Annotated in this window: 20 protein-coding genes; 13 read left to right on the top strand and 7 right to left on the bottom strand. The window is 64.3% G+C overall.

Annotated features, from left to right (window positions below; all coding sequences use genetic code 11):
* Positions 1-29: 29 nt before the first annotated feature.
* The 5 genes from GGQ66_RS09030 to GGQ66_RS09010 form a co-directional block, all read right to left on the bottom strand.
* Entirely contained in the window at positions 30-1,133 is a 1,104-nt protein-coding gene (locus tag GGQ66_RS09030; protein WP_183791630.1) for an ABC transporter ATP-binding protein, read from the bottom strand.
* On the bottom strand, positions 1,130-2,245 hold the full coding sequence (locus GGQ66_RS09025; RefSeq protein ID WP_183791628.1) for an ABC transporter ATP-binding protein: 1,116 nt from the start codon (positions 2,243-2,245) through the stop codon (positions 1,130-1,132). Before GGQ66_RS09025 ends, GGQ66_RS09030 begins: the two co-directional genes overlap by 4 nt.
* On the bottom strand, positions 2,242-3,102 hold the full coding sequence (locus GGQ66_RS09020) for a carbohydrate ABC transporter permease (protein ID WP_183791626.1): 861 nt from the start codon (positions 3,100-3,102) through the stop codon (positions 2,242-2,244). The genes GGQ66_RS09025 and GGQ66_RS09020 overlap by 4 nt, the downstream gene beginning before the upstream one ends.
* On the bottom strand, positions 3,102-4,073 hold the full coding sequence (locus GGQ66_RS09015) for a carbohydrate ABC transporter permease (RefSeq protein ID WP_237358848.1): 972 nt from the start codon (positions 4,071-4,073) through the stop codon (positions 3,102-3,104). Before GGQ66_RS09015 ends, GGQ66_RS09020 begins: the two co-directional genes overlap by 1 nt.
* Positions 4,074-4,160: 87 nt before the next feature.
* Complete coding sequence (locus tag GGQ66_RS09010) at positions 4,161-5,729, bottom strand: extracellular solute-binding protein (protein WP_183791624.1); 1,569 nt, start codon at positions 5,727-5,729, stop codon at positions 4,161-4,163.
* A 273-nt stretch (positions 5,730-6,002) separates the two neighbouring features.
* Here GGQ66_RS09010 and pdxR point away from each other — a divergent pair, with 273 nt between their 5' ends.
* From pdxR to GGQ66_RS08965, 9 genes are all read left to right on the top strand, one after another.
* The gene (gene pdxR, locus GGQ66_RS09005; RefSeq protein WP_183791622.1) at positions 6,003-7,508 is read left to right on the top strand and encodes a MocR-like pyridoxine biosynthesis transcription factor PdxR; all 1,506 of its coding nucleotides are present in this window, start codon (positions 6,003-6,005) and stop codon (positions 7,506-7,508) included.
* Between the two features lie 45 nt (positions 7,509-7,553).
* Positions 7,554-8,828, top strand: coding sequence for an MgtC/SapB family protein (locus GGQ66_RS09000; RefSeq protein WP_183791620.1), 1,275 nt, complete (start codon positions 7,554-7,556; stop codon positions 8,826-8,828).
* 241 nt (positions 8,829-9,069) lie between these two features.
* Positions 9,070-11,058, top strand: coding sequence for an FUSC family protein (locus GGQ66_RS08995; protein ID WP_183791618.1), 1,989 nt, complete (start codon positions 9,070-9,072; stop codon positions 11,056-11,058).
* Between the two features lie 183 nt (positions 11,059-11,241).
* The gene (locus GGQ66_RS08990) at positions 11,242-12,996 is read left to right on the top strand and encodes an alkaline phosphatase (protein ID WP_183791616.1); all 1,755 of its coding nucleotides are present in this window, start codon (positions 11,242-11,244) and stop codon (positions 12,994-12,996) included.
* 71 nt (positions 12,997-13,067) lie between these two features.
* Positions 13,068-13,529: a hypothetical protein gene (locus GGQ66_RS08985; RefSeq protein WP_183791614.1), complete on the top strand. Its 462-nt coding sequence runs from the start codon at positions 13,068-13,070 to the stop codon at positions 13,527-13,529.
* A 2-nt stretch (positions 13,530-13,531) separates the two neighbouring features.
* On the top strand, positions 13,532-14,218 hold the full coding sequence (locus GGQ66_RS08980; protein ID WP_183791612.1) for an ABC transporter ATP-binding protein: 687 nt from the start codon (positions 13,532-13,534) through the stop codon (positions 14,216-14,218).
* On the top strand, positions 14,215-15,477 hold the full coding sequence (locus GGQ66_RS08975) for an FtsX-like permease family protein (RefSeq protein ID WP_183791610.1): 1,263 nt from the start codon (positions 14,215-14,217) through the stop codon (positions 15,475-15,477). The genes GGQ66_RS08980 and GGQ66_RS08975 overlap by 4 nt, the downstream gene beginning before the upstream one ends.
* Positions 15,478-15,544: 67 nt before the next feature.
* Complete coding sequence (locus GGQ66_RS08970) at positions 15,545-16,510, top strand: acetylxylan esterase (protein ID WP_183791608.1); 966 nt, start codon at positions 15,545-15,547, stop codon at positions 16,508-16,510.
* On the top strand, positions 16,507-17,235 hold the full coding sequence (locus GGQ66_RS08965; RefSeq protein ID WP_183791606.1) for an esterase family protein: 729 nt from the start codon (positions 16,507-16,509) through the stop codon (positions 17,233-17,235). The genes GGQ66_RS08970 and GGQ66_RS08965 overlap by 4 nt, the downstream gene beginning before the upstream one ends.
* Here GGQ66_RS08965 and GGQ66_RS08960 read toward each other — a convergent pair.
* Positions 17,232-18,260 carry an asparaginase gene (locus GGQ66_RS08960; protein WP_183791604.1) on the bottom strand — a complete coding sequence of 343 codons (1,029 nt, stop codon included), beginning with the start codon at positions 18,258-18,260 and terminating at the stop codon, positions 17,232-17,234. The genes GGQ66_RS08965 and GGQ66_RS08960 overlap by 4 nt on opposite strands.
* Positions 18,261-18,509: 249 nt before the next feature.
* On the opposite strand from GGQ66_RS08960, the gene GGQ66_RS08955 reads away from it, so the two are divergent.
* A complete protein-coding gene (locus GGQ66_RS08955; protein WP_183791602.1) occupies positions 18,510-19,847 on the top strand; it encodes an ammonium transporter in 1,338 nt (445 codons plus the stop codon).
* A gap of 108 nt (positions 19,848-19,955) precedes the next feature.
* Here the strand turns inward: GGQ66_RS08955 and GGQ66_RS08950 are convergent, their stop codons facing one another.
* On the bottom strand, positions 19,956-20,864 hold the full coding sequence (locus GGQ66_RS08950) for a LysR family transcriptional regulator (protein ID WP_183791600.1): 909 nt from the start codon (positions 20,862-20,864) through the stop codon (positions 19,956-19,958).
* A gap of 168 nt (positions 20,865-21,032) precedes the next feature.
* Between GGQ66_RS08950 and GGQ66_RS08945 the strand changes: the two genes are divergently transcribed.
* From GGQ66_RS08945 to GGQ66_RS08935, 3 genes are read left to right on the top strand one after another with little or no spacing between them, the layout of a single operon-like run.
* Positions 21,033-22,157, top strand: coding sequence for a BMP family ABC transporter substrate-binding protein (locus GGQ66_RS08945; RefSeq protein ID WP_183791598.1), 1,125 nt, complete (start codon positions 21,033-21,035; stop codon positions 22,155-22,157).
* Positions 22,158-22,192: 35 nt separating this feature from the next.
* Positions 22,193-23,296, top strand: coding sequence for an ABC transporter permease (locus tag GGQ66_RS08940; RefSeq protein WP_237358861.1), 1,104 nt, complete (start codon positions 22,193-22,195; stop codon positions 23,294-23,296).
* The gene (locus tag GGQ66_RS08935) at positions 23,293-24,216 is read left to right on the top strand and encodes an ABC transporter permease (RefSeq protein WP_183791594.1); all 924 of its coding nucleotides are present in this window, start codon (positions 23,293-23,295) and stop codon (positions 24,214-24,216) included. The genes GGQ66_RS08940 and GGQ66_RS08935 overlap by 4 nt, the downstream gene beginning before the upstream one ends.
* Positions 24,217-24,228 lie beyond the last annotated feature (12 nt).

Below are 24,228 nucleotides of genomic sequence, written 5' to 3'. Positions count from 1 at the left end.
TTGGAATGAATGCTGTTTGCGGGCGCGCCTCAGGCGAGGCGCACACCGGTCTGGGGATCGAAGGCGTGCATGCGCCCCGTTTCGACGGAAAGCCCGACGGCAAGGCCGGGCGTGATGGAAGCGGTAGCGGCAACCGGCACGACGAGACGAAACTCCACGCCACCGGCCTCGACGCTGATGGCCACACTCGCGCCAAGCGGTTCGATATCGGTGACGACGCCGGAAAGGGCCGCTCCTTCCACCGGCGCAAGCGCCAGATCCTCGGGCCGGATACCGACCTCGATGGCACGGGCTTCGGGAGCGAGAAGCGGCAGGAACTTTTCCGGCAGCGGCAAGAGACCGCCGGCGAGCCGGACCCCGCCGCCCGGACCGATCTCCGCGGGAACGAGGTTGATTTCCGGCGCGCCGACGAAGCGCGCGACCTCGCGGTCGGCGGGTTCGTCGTAAAGCGTCTGGGGATCGGCGATCTGCACCACCTTGCCGGCGCGCAGCATGATAACGGTATCGGCAATCGCCATGGCCTCGGCAAAATCCGGCGTCGCCATCAGGAAGGTATAGCCAAGACTGCGCTGCAGGCGGCGAAGCTCGGCGCGCAGTTCGATGCGAAGCTGGGCGTCGAGGCTCGACAGCGGCTCATCGAGCAGAAAGAGCGCTGGCGTTCTGACCAGAGCCCGGCCGAGCGCCACGCGCTGACGCTCTCCGCCCGACATCGTCTTCGGCTTGCGATTGAGAATGTGGGCGATCTTCAGTCTTGCGGCGATGTCCTTCACCGCCGCCTCGATCACGCCCTTCTCCATGCCGCGAATGCGCAAGGGGTTGGCGATGTTGTCGAAGCCGGTCTTGTCCGGATAAAGCGCAAGATTGTCGAAGATCATCGCCACGTCGCGGTCCCTCGGCTCGCGCCCGGCCGCGTCCTTGTCACCGATATGGATCGCCCCGGCATCCGGGCGTTCCAGCCCGGCGATGGCGCGCAGAAGCGTCGTCTTGCCGGCGCCGGCTGCCCCGAGAACGACGGTCAGCGCGCCCTTCGGCACGGTGAAACTCACATCATCAAGAGCGGCGACACCCCGGAAGGTCTTGCCGAGACGGTCGAGCGCAAGGGCGGGCGTGGTGATGGGGTTCATCGCGTTCATGCCGCTTCTCCTGCGTGAAGCGGCAGGCGCAGATCCGTCTTGCCGCTGAAAAGAACGAGCGCGCTGCGATCAAAGGCGAGATGAACGTCGGCGCCCTCCTGCGGGCGGCCCGAAGCCGGCACGATGACCTTGAGCGACTGGCCGGCGCAATCGAGCGTCAGCACCGCTTCCGGTCCGCGCGGCTCGACCTGCTGCACGGTGGCGGCCAGCGTGTCGCTGTCCTGCGGCGCAAGGCGAATGGCTTCCGGGCGAAGGCCCAGCACGACCTGCCCCGCCGCTTCCGCCGGATCGAGCGCAATGCCATCCGGCAGCGTCAGAGCGAAACCGTCGCGGGCGAAGGAAAGCCCACCGCCCGAGCCGTCCACTTTGCCGCGAATGAGGTTCATCGGCGGCGAACCCATGAAGCCGGCAACGAAGAGATGGCCGGGCTGATCGCAGATGATCGAAGCCTTCTCGACCTGCTTGATCTTGCCCGCACTCATCACCGCGATGCGGTCGGCAAGCGACAGCGCCTCCACCTGATCGTGGGTAACGTAGACGATGGTCAGCCCCGCCTCCTTTTGCAGGCGGCGCAATTCCTTGCGCATGGCAAGCCGGGCTGCGGCTTCAAGGTTCGACAGCGGTTCGTCGAGCAGGAGGATGTCCGGCTTGGTAACCAGCGTGCGGCCGATGGCAACGCGCTGGAGTTCGGAACCGCCGAGATCCCGGGCGCGGGCATCGAGCCTGTCGGCCATGCCGAGCAGTTCGGCCACCTCATCGACGGCACGGGCGATCTCGCTCCTGGCGATACCGCGCACCTTCAGCCCGAAGGCAAGGTTCTGGCGCACCGACATGGAGGTGAAGACGGCATAATCCTGAAAGACGAGGCCGACATTGCGCTGGCCCGGCGGCACGCCGACCACCGACTTGCCGTCGATCCGGATATCGCCGGAGGTCGGTTCTTCCAGCCCGACGACCATGTTGAGCGTGGTGGACTTGCCGCAGCCGGACGAGCCGAGCAGCGCCACGGTTTCGCCGGCGGCGACATCGAGATCGATACCATCGACCGCCGCGACGGAACCGTCGGAAAATTCCTTGCGGAGATTGACGATGCTGAGTTTGGGCGCGCTCATCGTTTCACCGCTCCGAAGGTCATGCCACGGGCAAGGTGCGACTGGATCATGAAGCCACCGATGACGAGCGGCAGCATGGCGAGCACCGCAAGCGCCGCCTGCACGCCGTAAAGCGTGCCCGCCGTTGCCGTGACATATTTGGCAAGCTGCACGGGAATGGTGGTCACGTTGGTGTAGGACAGGACCAGGGCGAACATGAATTCCGACCAGTTGAGAATGAAGATGAACATGGTGGTGGCGAACAGCCCGCCCCTCACCAGCGGAATGGTGACGGTGAGATGCGCCATCAGCCGCGAGCGCCCGTCGAGCATGGCCGCTTCCTCGATCTCGCGCGGCAGGTCATCGATGAAGCTCTTGAGCATCCAGGTGGAAAAGGGCAGCGTGACCGCGACATAGATGGCAATGAGACCGCTATAGGTGTCGATGACATTGGTGACCGAGAAGATGATGACGAAGGGCACCGCAATCGCCGCCGGCGGAAACATGCGCCCCGACAGGATCATCAGCGGCGTGGCCTTCGTCATCGTCGCGTAGCGCGACAGACCGATGGCCGCGAAAAGCCCGATGAGGATGGACAGCGCGGTGGCGACGACCGAAGCGAGGATCGAGCCGAGCATGGAGGGCGTCGCCGGTTGGCTGACACCGCTCAGGCCATAGGCCTTGAGGGCCGTCGGGTCGAACAGCGTCCTGAAATTCACCAGCGTCGGCTCGGAAGGCAGCCACACGGCAGGCGCGGCGTTCCAGTCGGTCGGCGGCTTGATCGCGGTCATCACGATCCAGAACACCGGAAACAGCGTGATGACGAGGGCCGCGGCCAGCAGAAGGGCAAGCGGCAGGGTCAAGGGACGGGAAAGCATCAGCGCCGCGCCTCCAGAAGCTGGTCCCGCACCGGCAGGAGCATGAGATTGATGATGACGAGCGTGCCGATCAGCACCAGGAAGGCGGCGGCCGCGCCATAGGCGAGCTGGAAATCGTTGAAGGCGAGCTTGTAAATGTAGAGGCTGATGGTTTCCGTCGCCGAGCCCGGCCCGCCGCGCGTCAGCATGAACACCTCGTCGAACAGCTTGATGATCTCCATCGCGCGGATGACGAAGGCGACGATGATGACCGGCTTGAGCATGGGCAGCACCACTTGCCAAAACACCTGGCGGGGGGAAGCGCCGAGAATGACGGCGGCGCGAACCGGGTTTTCCGGCACGGCATTCAGCCCCGACAGCAGGATGAGGAAGAAGAGCGGCGTCCAGTGCCAGACCTCGGTGATGATGACGGTGGCCACCGCAAACGGCGCACTGCGGAACCATTCCGGCATGGCGCCGGGACCGGCGATCAGCGCGATGATCTGGTTGATCGGTCCGTTCGACTGGAACAGCATCCAGAAGGTGTAGCCGACGACGACCGGCAGGATCATCATGGGTGTGAGGAAGGCGGAAAAGAGGATGGCCTTGCCGCGAAATTCCCGCAGGAAGAGGACGGCGAGCCCAAGCCCCAGCGTGAATTCCAGCATGAGACAGGTGGCCGAAATCAGCACCGTGCGGATCACCGCTTCCAGAAAGCGGGTGTCGTAGACCAGAAGCTCGGCATAGTTCTCGAAGCCGACGAAGGTGGCGTCGAACAGCGAGCCGCGCGTCGGCGACCAGTCGGTGAAGCTCATGTAAAGCGCGACCAGCAGCGGCATGACGAGAACCGTCAGCGACACGATCTGGCCCGGCACGGCGAAGAAGCGGGCGACGCCGAGATTGCCGGCGGGCCGGTGGACCGGGGCGGCGGCGGGTGAAGACGGCAGCATGACGGCGGGCCTCTGCACTTCGGGTGGTGCGTGAAGGGTCATCGTTGACCTCGCAATCTCGAGAGCATTTCCAGTGAACACCGGCGACGCGCGGAGAACGGCGCGCCGCCGGAGGAAACGAGGCTTCGATCAGCCCCACTTGTCCGCGCCGGACGCCTTCTTGATCGGCTCCGCGAGGTTCTTGGTGAGCGCCAGCCAGGATTTCTGGACCTTCTCCTTGCCGATGCGGCGCGTGATGCGCTCGAAGGCGCGCGAAGCGTCGTCGAGGGCCTTCTGCGGCTTCTTCTCGCCGGTCATGCAGGCGTGGATTTCCTTGTCGAGCGCGTCCTGATACTCGAAGCCGCCCGGCAGGCAGAAATCCGGCACCGTATTGACCATATTGTCGTAGAGCGTATCGAGATAGGGCTGGGTGTAGGTGTCCAGCATCCGCTCCGACGGCTTCTTCATGTGATTGACGCGATACGGATCGGAATAACCGCCGAGATAGGGAATGGCGTCCATCGAGATCGTCGGCGACGTCATCCACTGGGCATAGGCATAGGCAAGTTCCGGATTGGCCGAATATTTCGAAACGGCATAGCCATAGCCCCAGCAGAACATGCCGGCATAAAGCAGCGTGCCATCCTTCAGCTTGTCGGCGGGCATGACGGTGGCGGCGATCTTGCCGGAGGTCGCCGGACCCGTGGACGGGGCCTTCGAATATTTGAAGCCCGACGGCCAGCAGATGTTCATGAAGCCTTCGCCGCGACCGAAGGCGTTGTAGTTCGAGGACCAGGTGAAGCTGAAGGCATCCGGGTGCAGGAACTGGTTCATCTTCATCATGTCGTCGAGGGCCGCCAGCCCCTCTTCCGAATTGAAGGTCGGGTTCATGTCCTTGTCGAAGTAGAGCCGGCCCTTGGAGATCAGCCGCTGCATGAACATCCACTTCACGTAGTAGCGCGAGCGATATTCGAGGCTGCCGTAGAAGCCGTTGGCCGGATCGTGCATGAAGGAGGCGATGTCGTAATATTCGCTCCAGGTCTTCGGCGTCGAAAGCGCATAGCCGAACTTGTCGGCGAAGGCCTTCGCCTTGTCCGGGTTCTTGATGTGGTCGTCGCGGCACAGAAGCGTGATCTGGTCGCCGTCGTTCAGCAGCCCGGCGACGCGGCCGTTATAGAGCTGTGCGTGGTGGCTGGCCGGGAAGACGACGCCATAATCCGGGTTGAAGATTTCCGGATCGTATTTTTCCACCCAGTCCGTCAGGTCGTAGATCACGCCGCTATCGATCCAGTCCGGGTAGGACATGGCGGTCGGCATCATCACGTCATAGCTGCCGGTCTTGGCGACGGCTTCCTGCATGCCCTTCGTGTGGACGACTTCATCCGGCTCCTCGATGAAGATGAGGTCGATGCCGAGTTCCTTCTTCCACTTGTCGACATAGGGCGTCATATTGCCGATGGAGCCGGTCGGGATGAGCAGCGTCAGCGACTTCTTGGTGGCCTTGGCGGCGGCTTCCTTCGCCAGCGCCCAGGCGCGCTCTTCCGCACCGCCGATGGCGGCAAAGGCCTTGCGGGCGCCGAGCGGCGACTGCAGTACCGTATTTGCAACCACAGCGGAAACGCCGAGCGCCGTCATCCGTTGCAGGAAGTTGCGGCGGCTCATGCCGCCAGCGTCGAATTCGTTGAGAACGCCTTCAATATCATTGCTGTTATTCTTCATGATGACCCTCTGGAAATAGCCGTTTATTTTCAGAACAACAAAGTATTTTTGTCATACTGAGTTTTCGGACATAGTTTTTAGTTTCGGGAATTGGTGAAAATTCCAGATTTCATACCTTCAAGATTTGATTGTTTATTTATTCAATCTTGGGTTTGTTTGCATTTTGACAATATGCGGGCGATAATGGATCCGTTAGTGCCATTTACGAAAATTCGGCGGTACCAATTCGGATTGGCTCCTCCCTGCCCCGTTTCGTCCGCCTGGAGACCCGAAATGCCCAAGACCGCCGTCACCGGTTCCCTCGTTTCAGTGGAGTTCGACAAGAACGCAGCCATGCCGATCTACCGGCAGATCACCGAATGGATGAAGGGCGCCATCCGCAGCGGCCAGCTTCCGGCGGGCACCAAGCTGCCTTCAACCCGCGTCTTTGCCGATGAACTCGGCGTTTCCCGCAATACGGTGGTGCAGGTGTTCGAAACCCTGAGCGAAGAGGGGCTGCTGTCGAGCCGCGTGGGAGCCGGCACCTTCATCGCCGACCTCACCGCGACCGAGACCCTCCAGCCGGCCGCGAGCGAGGAAGATCCGCGCAACGGCTACAGCTACCCGTTCCGCTCGCTCTCCCGGCGTGGCAAGAGCCTCGTGGCCTCGGCCTCAGATGCATTTTCCGAGCGCCCGACACCGTTCATGCCCGACCTTCCGGATCTGCGCGAATTTCCGATCCGCACCTGGCTCCGGCTTCTCAACGAAACATCGGGACGTCTCACCGGCCAGATCCTCGCCGAAGCCTCGAATGCCGGCTATGAGCCGCTGCGCCGGGCGGTCGCCCAGCATCTCAGCGCCTCGCGCGGCGTCGTCTGCACCTACAATCAGGTCATCATCACCACGGGTTCGCAGCAGGGCCTCGACCTCGTCTGCCGCATGCTGCTCGATCCCGGTGATCCCGTATGGCTGGAGGAGCCGGGCTATGTCGGCGCGCAATCGGTCGTGCGGGCCAATGGCGGCGTTGTCTGTCCCATCCCCGTCGACGGCGACGGGGCGAAGTTCGAGGAAGCCATTGCCCGCCAGCCGGCGCCGCGCCTCGTCGTCACCTCGCCGGCCCGGCATTACCCGCTCGGCAGCCAGCTCTCGCCCGAACGGCGCGAGGCGCTCGTTTCACTGGCCGCCCGCGCCGGCACATGGATCATTGAGGACGATTACGACCACGAGTTCAACTATACCGGCTTCACGCTGCGCTCGGTCTATGCGCTGGATGGCGAGCAGCGCACCATTCACATGGGCACCTTCTCCAAGACGCTGCTGCCCTCCTTCCGGCTGGGCTATCTCGTCGTGCCCGCCGATCTCGGCGATCATTTCGCCAGGGCCCGCGCCGTGGTGGACCGCCACGCCTCGCTGATCGAGCAGATGGTGCTTTCGGAATTCATGAACCGCGGCCTTTTCGTCTCGCACATCCGGCGCATGCGCAATCTCTATCAGGGCCGCCGCGAAAAGATGCTCGCCGGGTTGACCGAGATCTTCGGCGAGAATTGCTGGATGCCGATGCCCGACAGCGGCACCCATATCGTTCTGCCGCTGGAAGAGGATGCGGACGATCTTCTCGTCTCCCGTCTCGCCGCCGAAAAGGGTCTCATCCTGCGCCCGCTGTCGCCCTACTACATGACGGGCGCGCGCCAGCAGGGCCTGCTGATCGGCTTTTCCGCCTTCAACGACGATGAAATCACCCGTGGACTTGCCATTCTCGCCTCCATAAAGGACGATATTCCCATCGCCCGAACCGCCTGAGGCAAGGCGGGCGTCCGGGCGCACCGTCACGAGGACATTGCGGCCATGGACACCCTCACCTTGTTCCAGCGTTTCGGTCTGGCCATCGCCATCGGCGCGATCGTCGGCATGGAACGGCATTGGCGGGAGCGGGACGAGCAGGAAGGCCAGCGAACGGCGGGCTTGCGAACCTTCACGCTGGCCGGCCTGCTGGGCGGCACGGCCGGGTTGCTGGAACAGGCCATATCCGGCGCCGAAGCCGCCGGGGGCCTGACTGTCGCCGGCATTTTCCTGGTGTTTTCGCTGGTCTTTGCGGCTTTCCAGTACCGGGAATCCATCGCATCCGAAAATTACAGCGTCACCTCCGTCATCGCCGCCATGTCCACATTCGCGCTGGGCGCGCTGGCCGTGCTTGGCAGCCAGTCATTGGCGGCCGCCGGCGGCGTGGCGCTCGTCTCCATTCTCGCAAGCCGCGAGGTGTTGCATGGCTTCATGCGCACGCTGACATGGAACGAGCTGCGCTCGGCGATCCTCTTTCTGGCCATGACCTTCATCGTACTGCCACTCATCCCGGCGCGTGCCATCGGCCCCTTCGGCGGCATTTCCCCGGCCGATATCTGGATGCTGGTCATCCTTTTGGCCGGCATTTCCTTTTGCGGTTACGTCGCCGTCAAGGTCTTCGGCACCAGCCGTGGCGAATTGCTGGCCGGCGCCGTCGGCGGGCTCATTTCCTCGACAGGCGTCACCATCACCAATTCGCGCCGGGCAAAAGCCGGCGATGATCCACGCCCGCTTGTCGCCGGAACGCTCGCCGCCAATGCGGTGTCCTGCGCCAAGGTAACGGTATTCTGCCTGGCACTCGCCGCCCCCATCGCCTGGCGCATCGGCCCCGCGCTCGTCACCACCGCCCTCGTCATGGCCGGCTTTTCGCTGTTCTTCTTTCAGCGCAGCCAGGATACCCATGCCGGAAACGATGCGCGCAACCCCTTTGAGCTTGCCGCCGTTCTGAAGATGGCGCTTCTCCTGGTCGCAATTGCCTTCCTGGCCCGCGCTGCAACGCTGTGGTTCGGCGATGCCGGGCTGCTCGTCGTCGCGGCACTGTCAGGACTGGCCGATGTCGACGCCATCGCCGTGACGATTGCCGGCATGCAGAACACCATCGACGTGGAACTCGCCGCCCGCGCCTTCGGTGTGGCGGTGATCGCCAACACGATCGCCAAGGCAGCCTATGCCACCATTGTCGGAAGGGGCGCGTTCAGCGGGCACTTCCTGCTGGCCAGCAGCGCGGCACTTGCCGCCGGTCTTACCGTCTTCGTGCTGACCCCGGCATTCTCCGTCTGAAACGCTGCGATCGCTCGGCTCCGCTTCGGTTGCTTCAGGGTCTGTCTTTTGCCTGCCCTTATCGCAAAACCTTTGCTCCCTTTTGCGCAGCATGCATTGGTCGGCCTTGGAATTGCCCTTGTTCAAGTCTTAGAGGCGTGCCACGCATGGGTGGCGGGATTCTTCTCCCTTCTCATGCGCGTTCCCTCCATACGGCCTGCCGCCGCAGGCCGCTCCCGAACCTTGCCGATTGCCGTCCCGGATGAACACGCCGATTTCCGCCTTGCGCGCCCTGATGACCCAGTTCGGCTTCGACCTGCCGAAACTTCTGCACAGCGCCTGGGTGGCGCTGACCGCTTTCGCCGCCCTTGTCATTGCCTGGGCGGCGGGCCTCGATCATCCGCAATGGGCGGCGATCACGGTCTTCGTCACCATCCAGCCCAGCCGCGGCCAGACCATCGAGAAGAACCTTTACCGCTTCATCGGCACACTGGCCGGTTCGGCCGTCGGGCTTCTGGTGCTGACGCTGGCGGAGGGCAACAGTGCGATCATTGCCGCCGGTCTGGCGCTGTGGAGCGCCGCCTGCCTGTTCATCGGCACGCTGCAACGCTCCTACCGCTCCTATGGAACGGTGCTGGCCGGTTATTCCGCCATCATCGTGGCCATGAACAATGTCGGCCCGCCGGACATGGTGAAGTGGGTGGCGTTCGACCGCGTGACAGCGATCATGATCGGCGTCGTCGCCGGTATTGCGCTCGGCTATCTGCTGGCGCCGGCCTCCAGCCGCGCCGAGATCGAGCAGAAGACCCGCCGCATTCTCGCGGACATTTTCGGCATGACCGCCGTCACTCTGGAGCGCGACGGCCTGGCAAAGGTCGGGCAGCTCTACAAGGTGACGGCGGCGGCCGCCGAGCTTTCGGCGGAACTGGCGACGCTGACGAGCGGCCGTCCCGGCGCGCACCACCTGACGGACCCGCTGAACGACCTGCTGGTCTGCGCCACCAATCTTCTTCTGGCCAGCGCCCGCACGCGCGGCAACCCCGCGATGGCGCAAGCCTTTGGCGACATGGCGGCGCGGCTGCATGGCCAGCCCGATTTCGCCGGCATTCATAGCCGGCTATCCAAGCTTTTGCCGATGACCGACGATCCGCGTCTGGAGGAAGCCATCGTCGCGCTCGCCTCGGCCATTCCCGACGATGACGGCAGCGACCGGGGGATCGCGCTTGCCCCCGCCGACAATGCAAGCTGGCATTCCGACTGGCGCGGCGCCACGCAGGCGGCGGCGCGCATCTTCTTCGTCACCGGCGCCATCGGTCTCGTCTGGGCCGTGACCGGCGCGGCCATCGTGCAGGTGGCCCTCATCAGCTCGGCCATCGTGATCTCGCTGGCGTCGAGCGGCGTCTCCCCCTCGCGCGCCATGCGCGACGTGGTGATCGGCCAGCTCATCGCCGCCACCGTGGCCTGGAGTTGCGAGACCTTTTTCTGGGCCCCGAACGCCACCGGTCTCCAGCAGGTCGCGGCCATGTCGCCCTGTTTTCTGCTGTTCGCCTTCATCCGCTCGCACCGGCGCATTTCGCTTTCGGCGACGGATTATGCGCTGACCCTGCTTCTGCTGCTCACCCCGACCCACAGCGTCTATGCACAGATGTTTCCGCCGCTGGAAAAGGCAGCGATGGCGGCCAGCGGCGGCGTCATCGGCTATGTCGCCTTCCGCTTCCTCTTCCCCATCAACGCCACCCGCCGGCGCAAGATGCTGTGGGAAATGATCAAGAGCGAGCTTCAGGCCATCGCGCTCGCCCAGGCCGGGCGTGGATCGGCAAGCTCGTGGCGGCTGCGCTTCGTGGCGCGCTTCCTCAAGATCACCAACTGGACATTCCACGAGCTGCACAGCGGCGAGCGGCCGGAAATCACCATGCGCAAGGGGCTCATCACGCTGGCGCTCGGCGATGTGGTGTTCGGCTGTCGCGCGGCGCTGCGTCAGGTCGGCATCACGCCGGACCTGCGGCGGGCAATCGAGGCGGTGCTGAACCGCATCGGTCGCAGCAACCGCGAAAACCCCCGGCTCATCGGCGCGTTGAAACGGCTGGAACAACGCCTGTCGCGCCACGCGACGCCGGGCAGCGACGCACAGCGCCTGAAGGAGATGACGGCAGACCTTCTGGCGCAACTGGACGATCTCCAGCAATTGCGCGGCACGCCGCTCGGCGCATCGGTGCCGCCGGAGACGGAAACAGGGCAGGCAACGGGCTAGAACATTCCCGGTGATTACCGAACCACCGGACACGATCCATCATTTTGTTTTTGCCGTATTGTCCGACGCCGAAGCGAGCGTGCTTCGGCTGGAAATGCCCTAAAAGCCACGCATTGTAATACAGATGTCATGCGCGGTTCCTAAAGCGGTTGCAGGATCGAAACGCTCCCGAAAGGTGCAACCATGCATAAGCTTCTTCTTGCTCTCGCCTCGGCCACCATGCTGGCCGGCGCCGCCAACGCCGCGGCGGTCTATCCGATCGACCGCGCGACCGTGCTGTCCGGCTCGCCGTTCGATTTCAAGGTCGAGTTTTCCAAGGTTGTGAAGCCGGAAGACGTCAAGGTGACGGTGAACGGTGAAGCCTATGATGCCGTGTTCGGCAAGAAGGCGGATTTCATCGCCGAGGAAAAGGGCAAGGAAGACAAGATCCTCGGCTCCGCCCTCATCCTGCGCGGCGTGACGCTGGCCAAGGCCGGCGCTTACAAGATCGAGGTTTCCGCCGGCGACGAGACGAAGGCCGTGAACTGGGACGTGTATGAAGCCGCAGCCGAGCCCAAGGCCAAGAACATCATCTTCCTGCTGGCCGACGGTCTGTCCGTTGCCCACCGCACCGCCGCCCGCATCATGTCCAAGGGCATGAGCGACGGCAAGGCGAAAGGTCGCCTCGCCATGGATGACGTGCCGCCGGTCGCCTTCATCGGCACGTCCTCGACGCACTCCATCGCCACCGACAGCGCCAATACCATGTCGGCCTACATGACCGGCCACAAGGCACGCGTCAACGCGCTCGGCGTCTATGCCGACCGCACCCCCGCCAGCCTCGACGATCCGAAGGTCGAGACCATTGCCGAAGCGCTGCGCCGCACCACCAGGAAGTCGATCGGTATCGTTTCCAACGCCGAGATCGAGGATGCGACGCCCGCCGCCCTCGTCGCCCACACCCGCAGCCGCAGCGACAAGGCCGATATCGTCGGCATGCTCTATGGCGTGAAGCCTGATGTCGTGCTGGGCGGCGGTTCCGCCTATTTCCTCGCCAAGGACGTGCCGGGCTCCAAGCGCAAGGACGACAAGGATTATATCGCCCTCTTCAAGGAGGCCGGTTACGCGCTGGCCACCGACAAGACAGAGCTGGCCGCCGCCGCCGGCTCCAATCAGGAAAAGCTGCTCGGCCTGTTCCACACCGGCAACATGGATGTGACGCTCGACCGCGAATTCCTCAAGAAGGGCACCGTCGACAAGTTCCCGAACCAGCCGGGTCTGGTCGATATGACCAAGGCCGCGCTCGACAAGCTTTCGAAGAACCCGGAAGGTTTTTTCCTGATGGTGGAAGGCGGTTCGGTCGACAAGATGAGCCACCCGCTCGACTGGGATCGCGCCGTGGTCGATACGATCGAGTTCGACAAGGCCGTGGGCGTCGCCCGCGAATTCGCCGCCAAGAACCCCGATACGCTGATCGTGGTGACGGGCGACCATACCCACGGCGTTTCGATCATCGGCACTGTCGACGATGACAAGCCCGGCACGGAAATGCGCGAGAAGGTGGGCACCTACGATGCCGCCGGCATCCCGAACTACGAGGACAAGGATGGCGACGGCTATCCGGATCGTGTCGATGTCTCCCGTCGCCTGTTCCTTGCCGCCAACAACGGCCCGGACCATTACGAAACCTTCCGTCCGAAACTCGACGGTCCCTTCGTTCCGGCCGTGAAGAACGAGAAGGGCGAGTATGTCGCCAACGAAGCCTACAAGGACGTGCCCGGTGCCGTCTTCGTGGAAGGCAACATTCCGAAGGACGGCGACAGCGGCGTCCACGCCGTCGATGACGTGGTTCTGCAGGCCACCGGTCCGGGTGCCGAAGGCTTCCGCGGCTACATGGAACAGAGCGATGTCTATCGCGTGCTGGTCGATGCCTTCGCGCTCGGCAAGGCCGCAAAGTAAGGCCTGACAGCCTAACCGGGGGACAGGCGGCCAGGCCGCCTGTTTCCGTTTTCGTTTCAAGGGAGTGTGCGATGGACACCCTATTTTCCGGCTTGATCGGACGCCGCCGCCTGCTTTGCGCCATGGCCGGCCTGCCGCTTGCCTTGGCCGGAAAGGCCGCGGCCGAGGAAACGCTCGGCTTCAACGAGCTTTACAAGAGCTTCGGCGTCCTGGGACTGGAATTCTCCGACAAGCTGAAGCGTCTCAAGGGCAAGGAAGTCGCAATCAGCGGCTTCATGGCGCCACCGCTCAAGGCCGAGGCAGCCTTTTTCGTGCTGACGGAAATTCCCATGTCGCTCTGCCCGTTCTGCTCCTCGGATGCCGACTGGCCCGACAATATCCTCGTCGTCTATCTCGGACGCAAACAGACCTTCGTGCAGTTCAATGCCCCGATCATGGCGCGCGGCACGCTGGAATTCGGCTCCTGGGTGGACCCGGAAACCGGCTTCGTCAGCCAGATCCGCCTGCGCAATGCCGCCTTCGAGACGGTGTAGCCATGCTTTCCCTTGATGTAACCGGGCTGGAGATGCGCTTTCCGGGGCTGGCCTCACCGGTTCTGTCCATAGACCGGCTCCACCTGCCGGCCGGGGCAAGGCTGGCCATCACAGGCGCTTCGGGCTCCGGCAAGAGCACGCTGGTCAACGCGATCACCGGGCTGGAGCGCGTCGAACATGGCTCCATCCTCTGGGGTGGCGAGGATATGGCGCGGCTTTCCGGCTGGCAACGCGATGCCTTCCGGGCCCGGCATATCGGACTGGTGATGCAGGACTTCCACCTGTTTCCCGGCCTTTCCGCCTTTGAAAACGTGGTTCTGCCCGTGCGCCTTGCCCGCAGGCTTTCCGTCGCCGAGGCCGAACGCGCCCGCCTCCTGCTCGACATGACCGGCATCGCCCGACCGGCACAGAAGATCGAAACCCTGTCGCGCGGCGAAATGCAGCGCGTGGCCGTGGCCCGCGCGCTGCTGTCGAAACCGGGTGTCGTCGTGGCCGACGAACCGACCGCCAGCCTCGACCGGTCCGCCGGCGAGGAGGTGGCGGACCTTCTGGTCAGGCTTTCGCGCGAGGAAGGGGCGACGCTTGTCGTCGTCACCCACGATCCCGCGCTTTCGGAACGGCTCGACCGGCGCATCCGGCTCGCCGGTGGCGTCATCATCGAAGACAGCGGGGAGGCCGAAGCGGCATGATCCGGTTCATTCTGGCCGATCTCCGGCGATTTTCCGGCGGCGCGCTCGCCGTCGTCATTCTCATTGCGCTGTCGGTGGCGCTGTCGGTGGCCGTCACGCTTCAGGAACGGGCCGTTCGGCTGGGCAGCGCGCGGGCAGCGGAGAAGTTCGATCTTCTGGTCGGGGCACCGGGCAGCGAAACCCAACTGGCGCTTTCCTCGGTCTTTCTTCAGCCAGCCCCCTTGCCGCTCCTTTCCGGTCAGGTTCTGGCAAGGCTTGCCGACGATCCCCGTGTGGCGATGGCGGCCCCTGTCGGCTTTGGCGATTCCAGCTTCGGCCACCCCATTGTCGGCACCACGACGGCGCTCGTCGCCGCCCTGTCCCCCACCCTGGCCGAAGGCGCGGTCTTTACCCGCCTCGGCGAAGCGGTGGTGGGAGCCGACGTGCCGCTTTCGACCGGTGCGGAGGTGAAACCCATGCATGGCAGCGTGGAAACCGGCGGTGAAACGCATACCGAAATCGTCTACCACGTCACCGGGCGCATGGCCCCCACGGGAACGGCCTGGGACCGGGCGATCCTCGTGCCCATCCGCGCCGTCTGGAGCCTGCACGGCATGGCGGGTGCGCACGAGGAGGATCATGAACATGCGGATGCAGATGCTGGCGCGGATGACCACGAGCACGAGCATGAACACGGGCATGTCGATGCGCAGGCTCGGCTCGATGAACATTTCGATGCCGGGACACCCGGCGTCCCCGCCATTCTGGTGAAGCCGAAGACGATTGCCGATGCCTACCGGCTGCGGCAGGAATATCGCTCGGAAACGACGCTTGCCGTGTTTCCGGCGGAAGTGCTGACGCGGCTTTACGGCACGCTGGGCGATGCGCGCAGCCTGCTTCTGGCGATTGCCATCGGAACGCAGGGCATTGTCATCGCCGCCATTCTGCTGGTTGCCATCATGCATATCGGGTCGCGTCGCCGCCAGATCGGCGCGCTGCGGGCGCTGGGAGCGCCCATGCGCTCGGTCGTCGTCATTGTCTGGGGCGAACTGTTCCTGCTGTTCCTTGCCGGTATCGCACTCGGCGGCGGGCTGGGCCTTGCCGTGGCGGAACTGGTTTCCGCCCGCATGACTGCGGCGACCGCCGTGCGCCTGCCGGTAGAGTTCGCGCGCGAGGACTGGCGGCTTGCCGCAGGCTTCGTGATCGCGGCAGCGATCGTTTCGCTGGTGCCGGCCATCGCCGCCCTGCGGCTCAGCCCGGCAGCGGCTCTGCGGTCCTGACGCAAACCCTTTCCCCGAAACGCCGGCCCGTCTTGCACCGGCAGGCGTTTTGGGGAAAGACAGACCGATGAGCATCCCGACCCGGCATCCCTATTCCTTCGACCCGACCTACGGCATGGCGCGCGAGGCGCTTCTGGCCATCGCGCCGCCGCAGGCGCCGTCCGGCTTCGACGCCTTCTGGGAAAAGCGCTATCGCCGGGCGCTGGCGGTCGATCCCGCCCCCGTGGTTACGGCAAGCGCCGCGGTCAATCCGCGCTGGCGCGTGTTCGACCTGCGCTACACCTCCACCGATGGCTTCCCGATCGGCGGGTGGCTGCTTGTGCCGCGCACGGGCACGGTTCGGCGCGGGCTCGTGGTCGGCCACGGCTATGGCGGGCGCGAGGCCCCCGATCTCGATCTGCCGGTTACGGATACGGCCGTGCTCTTTCCCTGCTTTCGCGGCATTTCCCGCAGCGCCCGCCCGCCGATCTCGCCGGATCCGGCCTGGCACGTCCTCGACCATATCCAGAGCGCCAAGGACTATATCATCGGCGGCTGTGTCGAGGATCTGTGGGTGGCGGTCTCTGCCCTGACGGCGCTTTATCCGGCACTCGAAAACCGCATCGGCTATAGCGGCATCAGCTTCGGCGGCGGCATCGGCGCGCTGGCCATGGCCTTTGACCGCCGCATCGCCCGCGGCCACCTCATCGTGCCCACCTTCGGGCATCGGCCGCTGTGGCTGACGCTGCCGACCATCGGCAGTGCGCAAGCGGTGCAGGTCTACGGCAAGACCCATCCGGACGTGCTGGAGACATTGCGCTTTTTCGATGCGGCCACCGCCGCCACACGCATCGAAGCCCCCATGCTGATGGTGCCGGCGCTGTTCGATCCCGCCGTTGCGCCACCCTGCCAGTTTGCCATCGCAAACGCATTGCCACGCACGAAATTTAATGAAATCTTCATCCTCGACGCCGGGCACTTCGAGTATCCTGGCCAGGACATTCAGGACGCTGTTCATCACGAGAAGATTGGCCGGTTTTTCAACTCATCATGAAGCGCGAATACTTTCGCTGGCATAGCCATACGCTTGATCGGGACATGGAACTGCTGGTCTTCGGCCATGCCGGAGCCAAGGTGCTGGTGTTTCCGACCCGCGACGGCCGCTTCTGGGAATATGAAGACCTCGGCATCGTCAACAGTGTGGCCGACAAGCTGGAAGCCGGGCAACTGCAACTCTTCTGCGTCGATGGTGTGGCCGGCGAAACGCTCTACGGCAACGGGGTCAGGCCGCAGGATCGGGCCCGCCGCTTCACCGCCTTCGAGGATTACATTCTCGAAGAGGTTCTGCCGCTGATGGACCGGCTCAACCCGCATGACTGCGTGATCGCGCAGGGGTGCAGCCTCGGCGCCTTCCAGGCGGCCAACCTCGTCTTCCGCCACCCGCATCGCTTCCGCAAGCTCGTCGCCTTTTCAGGCCGCTACGATCTCACCCTCAAGGTGGAAGCCTTCGGCGATCTGTTCGACGGCCATTACGACGACGACGTCTATTTCCACACGCCCAGCCACTTCCTGCCGGGACTGATGTGCGAATGGCGGTTGGAGCACCTGCGCAAGATCGACATGATCTTCACCATCGGCGATGAAGACCCGTTTCTCGACAACAACAACCGGCTCAGCCACACGCTGAACGAAAAGGGCGTGGCGCACCGGATGCATGTCTGGCACGGCCGCGCCCATCGTGGCAGCGCCTGGCGCAAGATGGCGCCGCTCTACATCTAGCTTCGCTCACCTGCCCAGTTGCGGGCAAACGCCGCCGCAATGGCCCGCGCATCCGAGTTTTGCGCCGCCAGATGGCAGAGCTTGGCGTAGCTGGCCTCAAAGGTCATGTCGCCGCCATCGATGACGCCGTGGTCGGTCAGCAGAGAGCCGGCGGCATAGGCGCCGGGGCTGGTGCCGCCATGGAAGACCTGCGTGCGGGCGATAACGGCAATGCCGCGTTCGCGGGCTTTTGCCAGAAAGGCTCCCGTCGCGCCGTTCAGCGAGGGCACATTGCCGGAACCGTAGCATTCGAGAATGATGGCGCGGGGCGCGGCCTCAAGGCAGGCGTCAAACGCTGCGGGCGCAAGACCCGGCACGAAACGCAGCGAGGCGACGAGGCCGGAGGCTGCTGGCGCAAGATCGAAAACGGGCGCACCCGCCGCCCTCTGCAGCAAGAGCCCCGCCTCCAGAACGGGAACCCCGTCCACGATCCGCCCGAGCGGCTCGAAATCCGGGCAGGCGAAGGCCGCGACCCGGCGCGTCGAAACCTTGGTGGCGCGGTTGCCGCGCAAAAGCAGCCCGTCAAAGGCAATGCACACCTCACGCAACACCGGTTGCGCTGCAAAATGAAGCGCCGAAACGACGTTGCCGAGCCCGTCGGAACCCTCCACCGCCATGGCGATCTGCGCCCCGGTCAAGACCACCGGCTTGTCGAGATCGCGCAGCATGAAGGAAAGGGCCGCAGCGGAAAAGGCCATGGTATCCGTGCCATGCAGCACGACGAACCCGTCATAATCCGCCCAGAGATCACGCAGCGCCACAGCCAGCGCCAGCCAGTCCGCCGGCGTCGCTTCCGAACTGTCGATGGGCGTCGCAAAGGCGCTGATATCGAACAGGGGCAGCCCGGCGGCCAGCGGTTCCAGCGCCTTTGCGAGAACGGCGGGGAAATCCTCGTAAGGCGCAAAACCGCGCGGCGTCCGGCGCATGCCGATCGTGCCGCCGGTGTGGAGCACGGCAATGCGGCGATGGGGTTCGGAAAGGATCATGGCTCGCTCCTCGCTGCGAGGTTCATCTGTCCCATCCTTTCGCGCAAACGCACGGCAAAGGCAACGTTTTCAACGCGCCCGAGCCGGCTCCCCGCCTGTGTATCACCGTATGCAGAACAGTACTTTCGGCTGAAAAATGCGGCACTGCGGCAGGAATGCTCAATTTCATATTGACTAAAGGGAAATTTTTATTCCTCTTATCAAATTATAAAAATGAGCACTAACGTGATCTGACAGGTGGAACAGATAATGCAGCAGCTAAAAAATACTTTTCGATATGCGCTGGCGCTGACGGCGCTGCCGTCCGTCAGCTTTGCCCAGGACGCGGAACCGGCGCTCAGCAGCGGCGACACGGCGTTCGTCGCGACCTGCTCCCTGATCGTCATGCTGATGATGCTTCCGGGCCTTGGCCTGTTCTATGGCGGCATGTCGCGCAGCAAGAACGTGCTTTCGGTTCTGACGCAGGTCTTCGCCTCCGCCGCGCTGATCTCCGTCATCTGGATTCTCGTCGGCTATTCGCTGGCCTTCGACGCGGATGTGCCGTGGAGTGGCGTTGTCGGCGGCTTCGCCAAGATCTTCCTGACGGGCGTGACGCAGGACAGCCTCATCGGCACCATCCCGGAATATCTCTACATTCTCTTCATGCTGCTGTTTGCGGCGATCACGCCGCCGATCATCATCGGTGCCTTTGCCGAGCGCATGAAATTCTCCTCCGTTCTGGTGTTCATGGGCATCTGGTCGCTCATCAACTATGTGCCGATGGCCCACATGGCCTGGGGCGGCGGCTGGGTGTTCAATGTCGGCGTGCTCGATTTCGCCGGCGGCAATGTCGTGCACCTGAATGCCGGTGTCGCGGCCCTCGTCTGCGCCTATGTGCTTGGCCCGCGCAAGGGCGCCGGCGCCACCATGATGATCCCCCACAACATGACCATGACCTATACGGGCGGCGCCATGCTCTGGGTCGGCTGGCTGGCCTTCTGCGGCGGCTGCGCCCTGGCCGCCAACGGTTTCGCCACGCTCGTCATGCTCAACACCTTCCTGGGCGGTGCGGCAGGCGCCCTGAGCTGGATGATCGTGGAATGGCTTCACCGCGGCCGTCCGAGCACCTTCGGCGTACTCTCGGGCGCCATTGCCGGCCTCGTCGCCATCACCCCGGCCTGCGGCTTCGTTAGCCCGGCCGGCTCGATTGCCATCGGCCTTCTCGTCTCGCCGGTCTGCGTCTTCGCGGTTGAAGTGCTGAAGCCGAAGTTCGGTTACGACGATTCCTTCGACGTCTTCGGCGTCCACGGCACCGGCGCCATCATCGGCGGCATCCTCACGGTCGTCTTCGCTGCCCCCTCGCTGGGCGGCACGGGCTTCACCCAGGAACGCGACTTCATCACCATGATGATGACCCAGCTTTCGATCATCGGCTTCAGCATCGTCGTCTCGCTGGTCACCACCTGGGTTGCCCTGAAGATCGCCTCGCTTCTGACCGGTGGCCTGCGTGTCTCCGACGAGGAAGAATATGCCGGTCTCGACAAGTCGTCCCACGGCGAAAGCGGCTATCGCATGAATGACGAAGCGTTTGGCGGCAGCGGCGTCTGATCGGCGCCCGCTCCCTTCGAGCCCCTGACGCCGTCGCATGGATACTATACCAGCGAAGCGTTAAGGAAGGCCCGGCGAGACGATCGCCGGGCCTTCTGGCGTTTGGCCTCACGATGCCTCGAACTGGCTGGCGAGCGCGCTGGTGAGCTGCGAGGCGAAGCGGGCAGCCGCCACCGGCAAGGTGCGCCCCTTCAACTGGCCGAGATAGAGAATGCCGGCGGGAACATCGCGGCTGTCGATGGGCCGCGAGACCATCCGCCCCGTCGAGGTTTCATCGGCAAGGCCGATGGGAATCTGGAAGGTAATGATATTCTCCGCCACCGCATGGTTGCGCAGAAACTCGAAATTGTCCGACTGGATGACCGGATCGATGCGCAGCCCCGCAACGCGCACGGCAATATCCACCAGATGCCTGACACCATAGGGCGTGGTCGGCAGGGCAATCGGATAATCGAGGCATTCGGAAAGGCGCACCGTGGCCCTCGCCGCCAGCGGGTGGTCCGGCGCCATGACCACATGCACCGGCTGGCGTACCCGGCTCAGCGTCATGAAATCGGTAAGCCGCACCGGCTCGAACACGACAGCCAGATCGGCGCTGTGATCGACCAGCGCCTGTTCCGCCGCCTCGCGGTCGCGCAGGTGCACGCCGAAGGTCACGTTCGGGTGGTCCTTGCGGTAAAGGGCGATCTGGGTGGGCAGGAAATAGGGCAGAAGCGCCTGACTGCACGCGATCGACACATGCCCGCGCCGCACGCCGGAAAGATCGGCGATCTGCGACTTCACCCGCTCCATGTCGGATAGCTGATTGCGGATGTGGTGGATGTAGATCTCACCCGCCGCCGAAAGCCTGACACCATGCGGCAGCCGCTCGAAGATCGGCACGCCCAGCTCCTCCTCCATCGCCAGAATACGGCGATTGAGCGCCGTCGAGGTAATGGCGAGCGTATCGGCCGCCGCGCGGATGGAGCCGGCCTTCACGATGGCATCGATGTAACGGATCGACGAGAGATAGCGCATGGCCGGCCTTTCGGAAGGCTGCTGCAAATTTTGCAGCGGACTGGCCAAAACATAGCACAAGACAGAAGCGCGTCCATCTGGATTACTGGCTGCGGAATTCAAACGCGCGGGCGCAAGGATTGCAACGCCGGCGCGCAACCGGTCTCAAGAAAAGCGGGGAGCTTTCTCATGTCCAACATCCTGATGCCCAATCGCCGCCAGTTTCTGCTGAGCACGGCGGGCCTTGCCGGGGCCGCCGCCCTTTCCGGCATTCTGCCCGCCAGCACGGCGCGCGCCGCAGGCCTCACCGTCGGTTTCATCTATGTCGGCCCGAAGGACGATTTCGGCTATAACCAGTCGCATGCCGAGGGTGCCGCCGCCGTCAAGGCCATCGAGGGCGTCACCGTGGTCGAGGAAGAACAGGTTCCCGAGACCGTCGACGTGCAGAAGACCATGGAAAGCATGATCAGCTTCGATGGCGCCAAGCTCGTCTTCCCGACCTCTTTCGGCTATTTCGATCCCCATATCCTCACCATGGCGCCGAAATATCCCGACGTGCGCTTCGAACATTGCGGCGGCCTGTGGACGCCGAAGAACCCGAAGAATGTCGGCTCCTATTTCGGCTATATCGGCATGGGGCAGTATCTGAACGGCATCGCCGCCGGTCATGCCACCAAGTCGAAGAAGATCGGCTTCGTCGCCGCCAAGCCCATTCCGCAGGTGCTGCTCAACATCAACTCCTTCCTGCTTGGCGCGCGCGCCGTCGATCCCACGATCACCTGCCAGGTGATTTTCACCGGCGAATGGTCGCTGGCCGTGAAGGAGGCCGAGGCAACCAACGCGCTTGCCGATCAGGGCGTCGATGTCGTCACCTGCCATGTGGACGGCCCGAAGGTCGTCATGGAAACGGCGGCGGGACGCGGCATGTACCTGTGCGGCTATCACGCCAACCAGAGCGCGCTGGCGCCTGAAAAATACCTGACCGGCGCCGAATGGAACTGGGGCAAGGTCTATACCGATATGGTCAAGACCACCCTTGCCGGCGGCACCATCGAAAACTTCGTGCGCGGCGGTCTGGCCGATGGCTTCATCAAGATGAGCCCGCTCGGCCCCGCTGTTTCCGAAAAAGGCCGTGCGCAGTTCGAGGCGGTGAAGGCGGACATCCTCAAGGGCGGCTTCGCCGCCATCAAGGGCCCGCTCAAGGACAACAAGGGCAATGTCGTGGCGACCGCAGGCCAGGCCTTCGTCGAGACCGACGTGGCGCTGGAAAGCATGAGCTATCTCGTCGAAGGCGTCATCGGCTCCACCTCCTGAAACCGCACCTGAAGAGGGGATGACAGGCCATGAGCATGCAGGCTGAACTGGCGGCAACGGCCGCCGGGCGGGCCGGTTTCCTCAGCGAAACCGCGGCCCGCCGCATCGAGGCAGTGATCCTGCCTCTGGCGGCGCTGTTGGCCGGAATGATCGCCTTCGCGATCTTTCTGGCCTTCCTCGGCAAGTCGCCCCTCGATTTCTACCTTCTCGTCTACAAGGCCGGCTTCGGCACGGCCTTTTCCTGGACGAATACGCTGGCGCGCGCCGCGCCTCTTCTTCTGGCCGCACTCTGCGTGGCGCTGCCGGCACGGCTCGGCCTCGTCATCATCGGCGGCGAAGGGGCCATCGTTCTGGGTGGTGTCGCCGCAGGCGCCGTCGCCATGCTGATGCCCGGCCTGCCCGGCCCCGCCGGCATCATCGCCATGGCGCTGGCCGCCGCCGCCATGGGCGGCTTGTGGATCGGTGGCGTCGGTGCGCTTCGCCACCTGCGCGGCGTCAACGAAACCATTGCCAGCCTGTTGCTCGCCTATATCGCCATCGCCCTGATGAACCATCTGGTCGAGGGTCTGCTGCGCGACCCCGCCAGCCTCAACAAGCCTTCCACCGCACCGCTGCCGGAAACCTGGCGCATCGGCGAAATTCCGGGGCTCGGCGTGCACTGGGGCCTTGCCGTCGGCATCATCGCCTGCATTGCAAGCTGGGTGCTGATCGAGCGCACCACATGGGGCTTTGCCGCCCGCATCGTCGGCGGCAATGTGCGCGCCGCCCAGATTCAGGGGTTGCCCGCCGGGCTTCTCGCCATCGGCTTCACCGCGCTCGGCGGCGCCTTCGCCGGACTGGCCGGCATGTTCGAGGTGGCCGCCGTGCACGGCTCGGCCAATGCCTCGCTCGCCGCCGGTTACGGCTATACCGGCATCCTCATCGCCTTCCTTGCCCGACACAACGGGCTCGCCATCATTCCCGCCGCCATTCTCTTTGCCGGTTTCGAAGCCTCGAGCGGGCTGGTGCAGCGGCGTCTGGCGCTCCCGGATGCGACGGTTCTGGTGCTCGAAGGCATGGTGTTCATCGCCATCCTCCTCTCCGACACGCTTCAGGACCGGTTCCGGTTCCTGGCTTTCCTTGAACGGAGGCAGAAATGACGGACGATATCGGTCTGTGGGGCGTGCCCCTTGCCATTCTCGGCGGCGCCATCCGCGTCTCCACCCCCTTTATCTTCGTCTCCGTCGGCGAATGCCTGACGGAACGCTCCGGCCGCATCAACCTGGGGCTGGAAGGCACACTGGTCTTCGGCGCGATGAGCGGTTACGCCGTGGCCTACCACACCGGCTCGCCCTGGCTGGGCACGCTGGCCGCCGCCTTTGCCGGCCTCCTCTTCGGCCTGCTGCACGGCTTCATCTGCAAGCTGCCGCGCGTCAACGACATCGCCATCGGCATCGCGCTGATGATCTTCGGCACCGGTCTCGCCTTCTTCTTCGGCAAGCCCTATGTGCAGCCCGTCGCGCCCGACCTGCCGGCCATTCCGCTCGGCTTCTGGTCCAGCCTGCCGCAGGTGCAGGCGGCGCTGAACATGAACGTGCTGTTCATCGCCGGCATCGCGCTTGCCTTCGCCGCCTCGTGGATGCTGAAGAACACCCGCGTCGGCCTCACCATCCGGGTTGTCGGCGACAGCGCCGATGCGGCCCGCGCGCTCGGCATCAATGTCAACCGCGTGAGGCTGTGGTCGACGGCAGCGGGCGGCGCGCTCGCCGGCATCGGCGGGGCCTATCTCTCGCTCTATTATCCCGGTAGCTGGAACGAGGGCATTTCCTCCGGACAGGGGCTGATGGCGGTGGCGCTCGTCATCTTCGCCCGCTGGAGCCCGGTGAACTGCCTTTATGCCTCGCTGCTCTTCGGCGGTGCGGGAGCGCTGGGCCCCGCCCTGCAATCCGTCGGCGTCACCAGCGGTTACTACCTGTTCTACGCCGCACCCTATGTGCTGACGCTCGGGCTTCTGGTCGCCACCAGTTCCCGCACCCGCGCCATGCCTTCGGCTCCCGGCGAACTCAGCATCATCAAGTAAGAACACGCCGCT

It is taken from the genome of Allorhizobium borbori, from assembly GCF_014196535.1.
GTDB classification, from domain to species: Bacteria; Pseudomonadota; Alphaproteobacteria; order Rhizobiales; family Rhizobiaceae; genus Ectorhizobium; species Ectorhizobium borbori.
The sequence above is the reverse complement of the archived record's forward strand: the minus strand, read 5'-3'. Positions and strand labels throughout refer to the sequence as shown.

Excerpts from the sequence above, each read along its gene's own strand:
- GGQ66_RS09030 (WP_183791630.1), bottom strand. The coding sequence starts at position 1,133 with ATGAACGCGATGAACCCCATCACCACGCCCGCCCTTGCGCTCGACCGT.
- GGQ66_RS09025 (WP_183791628.1), bottom strand. The coding sequence starts at position 2,245 with ATGAGCGCGCCCAAACTCAGCATCGTCAATCTCCGCAAGGAATTTTCC.
- GGQ66_RS09020 (WP_183791626.1), bottom strand. The coding sequence starts at position 3,102 with ATGCTTTCCCGTCCCTTGACCCTGCCGCTTGCCCTTCTGCTGGCCGCG.
- GGQ66_RS09015 (WP_237358848.1), bottom strand. The coding sequence starts at position 4,073 with ATGACCCTTCACGCACCACCCGAAGTGCAGAGGCCCGCCGTCATGCTG.
- GGQ66_RS09010 (WP_183791624.1), bottom strand. The coding sequence starts at position 5,729 with ATGAAGAATAACAGCAATGATATTGAAGGCGTTCTCAACGAATTCGAC.
- pdxR (WP_183791622.1), top strand. The coding sequence starts at position 6,003 with ATGCCCAAGACCGCCGTCACCGGTTCCCTCGTTTCAGTGGAGTTCGAC.
- GGQ66_RS09000 (WP_183791620.1), top strand. The coding sequence starts at position 7,554 with ATGGACACCCTCACCTTGTTCCAGCGTTTCGGTCTGGCCATCGCCATC.
- GGQ66_RS08995 (WP_183791618.1), top strand. The coding sequence starts at position 9,070 with ATGAACACGCCGATTTCCGCCTTGCGCGCCCTGATGACCCAGTTCGGC.
- GGQ66_RS08990 (WP_183791616.1), top strand. The coding sequence starts at position 11,242 with ATGCATAAGCTTCTTCTTGCTCTCGCCTCGGCCACCATGCTGGCCGGC.
- GGQ66_RS08985 (WP_183791614.1), top strand. The coding sequence starts at position 13,068 with ATGGACACCCTATTTTCCGGCTTGATCGGACGCCGCCGCCTGCTTTGC.
- GGQ66_RS08980 (WP_183791612.1), top strand. The coding sequence starts at position 13,532 with ATGCTTTCCCTTGATGTAACCGGGCTGGAGATGCGCTTTCCGGGGCTG.
- GGQ66_RS08975 (WP_183791610.1), top strand. The coding sequence starts at position 14,215 with ATGATCCGGTTCATTCTGGCCGATCTCCGGCGATTTTCCGGCGGCGCG.
- GGQ66_RS08970 (WP_183791608.1), top strand. The coding sequence starts at position 15,545 with ATGAGCATCCCGACCCGGCATCCCTATTCCTTCGACCCGACCTACGGC.
- GGQ66_RS08965 (WP_183791606.1), top strand. The coding sequence starts at position 16,507 with ATGAAGCGCGAATACTTTCGCTGGCATAGCCATACGCTTGATCGGGAC.
- GGQ66_RS08960 (WP_183791604.1), bottom strand. The coding sequence starts at position 18,260 with ATGATCCTTTCCGAACCCCATCGCCGCATTGCCGTGCTCCACACCGGC.
- GGQ66_RS08955 (WP_183791602.1), top strand. The coding sequence starts at position 18,510 with ATGCAGCAGCTAAAAAATACTTTTCGATATGCGCTGGCGCTGACGGCG.
- GGQ66_RS08950 (WP_183791600.1), bottom strand. The coding sequence starts at position 20,864 with ATGCGCTATCTCTCGTCGATCCGTTACATCGATGCCATCGTGAAGGCC.
- GGQ66_RS08945 (WP_183791598.1), top strand. The coding sequence starts at position 21,033 with ATGTCCAACATCCTGATGCCCAATCGCCGCCAGTTTCTGCTGAGCACG.
- GGQ66_RS08940 (WP_237358861.1), top strand. The coding sequence starts at position 22,193 with ATGCAGGCTGAACTGGCGGCAACGGCCGCCGGGCGGGCCGGTTTCCTC.
- GGQ66_RS08935 (WP_183791594.1), top strand. The coding sequence starts at position 23,293 with ATGACGGACGATATCGGTCTGTGGGGCGTGCCCCTTGCCATTCTCGGC.